General features: G+C 63.5%; 4 protein-coding genes and 1 pseudogene. 1 reads left to right on the forward strand and 4 read right to left on the reverse strand.

Annotated features, from left to right (window positions below):
• Window positions 1-193: 193 nt before the first annotated feature.
• From ABLE92_RS25940 to ABLE92_RS25955, 4 genes are read right to left on the reverse strand one after another with little or no spacing between them, the layout of a single operon-like run.
• Window positions 194-868 (reverse strand): transglutaminase-like domain-containing protein, encoded by a 675-nt coding sequence (locus tag ABLE92_RS25940; protein WP_005195131.1) that lies wholly within the window; start codon window positions 866-868, stop codon window positions 194-196.
• The gene (locus ABLE92_RS25945; RefSeq protein ID WP_005195132.1) at window positions 865-2,064 is read right to left on the reverse strand and encodes an NAD(P)/FAD-dependent oxidoreductase; all 1,200 of its coding nucleotides are present in this window, start codon (window positions 2,062-2,064) and stop codon (window positions 865-867) included. The genes ABLE92_RS25940 and ABLE92_RS25945 overlap by 4 nt, the downstream gene beginning before the upstream one ends.
• Window positions 2,061-3,452, reverse strand: coding sequence for a cytochrome P450 (locus ABLE92_RS25950; protein WP_005195133.1), 1,392 nt, complete (start codon window positions 3,450-3,452; stop codon window positions 2,061-2,063). The genes ABLE92_RS25945 and ABLE92_RS25950 overlap by 4 nt, the downstream gene beginning before the upstream one ends.
• A 25-nt stretch (window positions 3,453-3,477) precedes the next feature.
• On the reverse strand, window positions 3,478-3,798 hold the full coding sequence (locus ABLE92_RS25955) for a 2Fe-2S iron-sulfur cluster-binding protein (protein ID WP_005195134.1): 321 nt from the start codon (window positions 3,796-3,798) through the stop codon (window positions 3,478-3,480).
• A gap of 121 nt (window positions 3,799-3,919) precedes the next feature.
• Here ABLE92_RS25955 and ABLE92_RS25960 point away from each other — a divergent pair.
• Window positions 3,920-4,245 (forward strand): annotated as a pseudogene (locus ABLE92_RS25960) (AraC family transcriptional regulator); the annotation flags it as partial.

Genomic DNA, 4,245 nt, shown 5'->3' on the forward strand with positions numbered 1-4,245 from the left:
CCATCAAGTCGCGCATCGCGCTGGAGCCGCAATGGCCGCCCATTCGGTGTGGATAGGTGTCGAGCAATGACTCGGACATTGTCATGGTCTCCCTAGTGGTGGTGGACACTGTGCGACGGGATCTGGCCGACAGGTGGTGGCACGGGTGTTCGAGCGGGCAGTAACCTGCGGCGGTAGCCCGCCGGAGCGCACACTATGCGCGGAATGCGTCGGACGGAGCTGGCCGTCCCGAGAAGATCAGAGGGCCGTAGGCATGCCGCAGGCCCGCCAGGATTTCCTCGAGGGGCAAGTCGTTGTAGACGCCGCGTTCGTGCACGTACTCCATGTGCGCGGAGCCGTCCGCCGCGTGCGCGTGAAACAACGCGTCGCGATCGCCGGTGAAGTCGATAGGTGGGACCCCGAATCGAGTGCACAATTCAATGTTGAACGCGGGTGTAGCTTTCAACCAGCGCCCCTCGATGTAGACGTGGCTGTATCCGTGATATACGAAGACGTCGGTTCCCATGAGTTCGCGCAGCGCGTCGGTCTGCAGATGATTGCGTACATCAGCGAAGCCGAGCCGGGCCGGTATGTTTGCCGCGCGGAACGCGGCTGTCAGTACGACCGCTTTGGGTACGCAGTACCCACGTCCGGACTCGATGACATGGCTGGCCCGGTAATGATCGGGCTTGTCAGAGACGGTGTAGGGGTCGTAACGGATCTGGTCTCGGACTGCGGCGAAGAGGCGCCGCGCCTTCTCGCGATCGGTGTCCGCGTCGCCGACCGCGTCTTGGGTGAAGGCCTGCACGGTCGCGTGATGGATGTCGAGGAAGGTCGATGCTGTGAGCGCCGCCGCCGGCCTTTCCGCTGCCGCGGGTGATGTGGTCATGGTGTGGCTCCGATCAGTTCGGACCTGTCGAGCGACGAACGCTGTGCGATCGTACGCTTCGCGTTCATGAAATCCTTGGGTCTGTTGACGCAGTCCGCGGCGATCAGCTCGCCGTCGTTGAAGTAGTAACAGGTGAAGTCACGGTCGTGGTCAGGGTCACCGCTGACCAGTACCTCGTCGTACCCGGTGTTGAGCCCGGCGATCTGCAGCTTCAGATCGTATTGATCGGACCAGAACCAAGGCAGCGCGGTGAGACCGGCTTCGTTGCCGCAGATGGTCGCTGCCGCGACCTTGGCCTGCTCGGTGGCGGCCGCCACACATTCGAGGCGGACGCGCCTGTCGTACCGTGCGATCCGTTGGTTGACGCAGTCGCCGGCGGCGACGATGTCGGGGTCGCTGGTGCGTGCATGGTCGTCGACGATGACTCCGTCGTCAACCTCGAGGCCCGCGGCGACCGCGAGATCCGTGTTGGGAATGATGCCGACACCGACGATGACGAGGTCCGCGGCCAGGGTCTCACCGTCGGCGAGCACCACCTCTTCGACTCGCCCCTCCCCGCGAAAACCCTCGACCAACGCGCTGGTGCGAACATCGACACCCTCGGTCCGGTGGGTACGGTCGAAAAACCTCGAGACCACCGGCGCGGTCACCCGCTCGAGCACGCGTTCCGCAGCCTCGAGAACAGTGACGTCCACACCCTGAGCTCGAAGTGAGGCGGCCGTCTCCAGGCCGATATAGCCGCCGCCGACGATGACGGCCCGGCAACCTGGCACCACCGCGGCACGGATGGCCTCGACGTCGGTGGCGGTGCGCAAGTAGTGGACGCCCGTCAACTCGGCGCCCGGAACGGTCAGCGCGCGGGCGCGCGCGCCGGTGCACAGTGCCAGCGTGGCGTAAGACACCACGTCTCCACTGTTGAGGGTGACGGTGTGCGCGGAACGGTTGATCGCCGTCGCCGTTCCGTCCACGAGCTCGATCCGCTGCTTGTCGTAGAACTGACGTCCGCGGATCGCGCAGTCATCAAGCTGTGATGCACCTGCCAGGTATGCCTTGGACAGCGGTGGACGCTGGTAGGGGAGCCTGCCCTCGTCGCCGATCAGCAAGACATCCCCGGCCCATTTCTCCTTTCGGAGAGCGCCCGCGAGTTGGACGCCGGCGTGGCTCGCGCCGAGGATGACGACCTGATCAGCCGTCACATTTCCCCCTTGGGGGTCAGGCGAACCATCATCTTGCTGATCCCACGGACAAAGTTCGATTGCACGTACTCCGGCTCACCCACCACCTCGATGTTGTCGAAGCGAGGGAGGAGCTCCTCCCACAGGATGCGTAGCTGGAGCTCGGCGAGCCGGTTGCCCATGCAGCGGTGTACACCGAAACCGAACGCGATGTGGTTGCGGGCGTTGGCCCGGTCGATGATGAGCTCGTCTGGACGCTCGAAGACGCGCTCGTCTCGGTTGCCCGAGGCGTACCACATCACCACCTTGTCACCCTTGCGGATGAACTGGCCGCCGAGCATGACGTCCTTCTTGGCGACCCTGCGCATGTAAGCAAGAGGGGTCTGCCAGCGGATGATCTCCGACACCGCGTTGGGGATGAGGTCGGGGTTGGCCTTGAGCTTCTCGAACTGCTCGGGGTATTCGTTGAGGGCCAGCACTCCGCCGCTCATGGAGTTGCGGGTCGTGTCATTGCCGCCGACGATCAGCAGCACGAGGTTACCGAGGAACTCCATGGGGCGATCGTCGAGGAGGTTCTTGGTGTCCTCGTTGCTTTGCAGCATGGTGATGAGGTCGAAGCCAGGCTCTTCGCCGGCCACGGTACGTGCCGCCTTGTCCCGCCACAGCGAACTCAGGCCTTGCGCCATCGCGACCATCTCACGGAAGACCCTGTCGTTGTCCGAGGGGCCGCCGTTGGCCTGCTCCATCGAGGTCGCGAGGTCGGACCATTCGACCAGCTTGTGCCGCTTGTCGTAAGGGAAGTCAAGTAGCGTCGCGAGCATGCGTGCAGTGAGTTCGATCGACACAGTCTGGACCCAGTCAAACGGCTCGTTGAGTGGGAGGCCGTCGAGGACTTCGCGGACGCGCGCGCGGATGAGCCCCTCCATCTCACGAAGGTTCTTCGGAGCCACCACGCCCTGCACTGCGGCGCGCTGCTTGTCGTGCCGGGGCGGATCCATCGCGATGAACATCGCGATGTCCATGAAACGCGGGGGCCTGCCGATGATGATGAACGGTTCGGCGGAGAACGCCTCGTGATTCTTGTCGACCGCGATGATGTCGGCGTGTCGCGTGACCGACCAGAACGGACCGAAGGGGCTCTCCGAACGGAAGTGCACCGGCGCCTCGTTGCGGACACGCTCGAAGTACGAGCGCCACATACCCTGGCGATACAGGAACGGGTTACTCAGGTCGATTTCGGCGAGATCGACCTCGTCCACCGGCGGGATCGGGGTCTCGGTGAAGATCTTCTGGCCGTCGGTCCTTGTGACGATTCGGCGGGTCTTGTCATAGACATGCGCCCCCCGGATCTGAAGGTCGATCGGGATCATTGATTGCGCCTTCTCGGCGACGGTGGCTGCGATGCTCATGATTGCATTCCTTCGTCGTTGCGGGTCAGAGTTGGAATTCCGGGAGGCGAACAGTCAGGCCGTCCCACTCCTCAGTCGCGATCATCTGGCAGGACAGCCGCGAGGTTCCTTCCCGTTCCGGATGCATGCTCAGCATCTCTTCCTCGCCCTCGCCGCTGCGCCCGACGGTCTTGATCCACGCCGGGTCGACAATGACGTGACACGTACCGCAGGCCGCTTCGCCACCACAATCACCGTCGATGCCGGGGACGGCTTCGTCGACGGCGGTCTGCATGAGCGACTTCCCCTCCACGAGATCGGCTTCGTAGTCGTCTCCATCGTGGGTGATGTATGTGATCGTGGCCATGGCCACCTCCTTGCACGTATGAGGTTCCCCTTGAGTGTGAATGTGCGGATCCCGACCGATCCATGTGTGAACGTCGCAATCTGTTGTTAATCTGGCTCACGTGACCCTCGGTGAATCCGGTGTGCCCCCGTTGGCGTTTGCACAGCTTCTCGACAGCGGTGCGCTGGGCACGGAGGCGACGAGCGCATTCGGTCGGATAATGGCCCAGGAGGGCACCGACCTCAGAACGTTGATCACGCAAGAAGCGCAGGTGCCGATGCAATGGTTTCATGACGTGTATCCGACGATGGGGCCGCACGACGGGTTTCGGCTGGGCCTCGCATTCGCTGAGCACGCTCAGCTGACCTCCTTCGGTCCACTGAGCCTGCCGCTGGTCAGTGCCGGGTCGGTCGTTGACATCGTCGAGTTGCTTCGTTTTCTGCCGTTGATCTCGACGGCGCTAAGTGC

Source organism: Gordonia oleivorans, from assembly GCF_040044975.1.
Taxonomy (GTDB): Bacteria; Actinomycetota; Actinomycetes; order Mycobacteriales; family Mycobacteriaceae; genus Gordonia; species Gordonia oleivorans.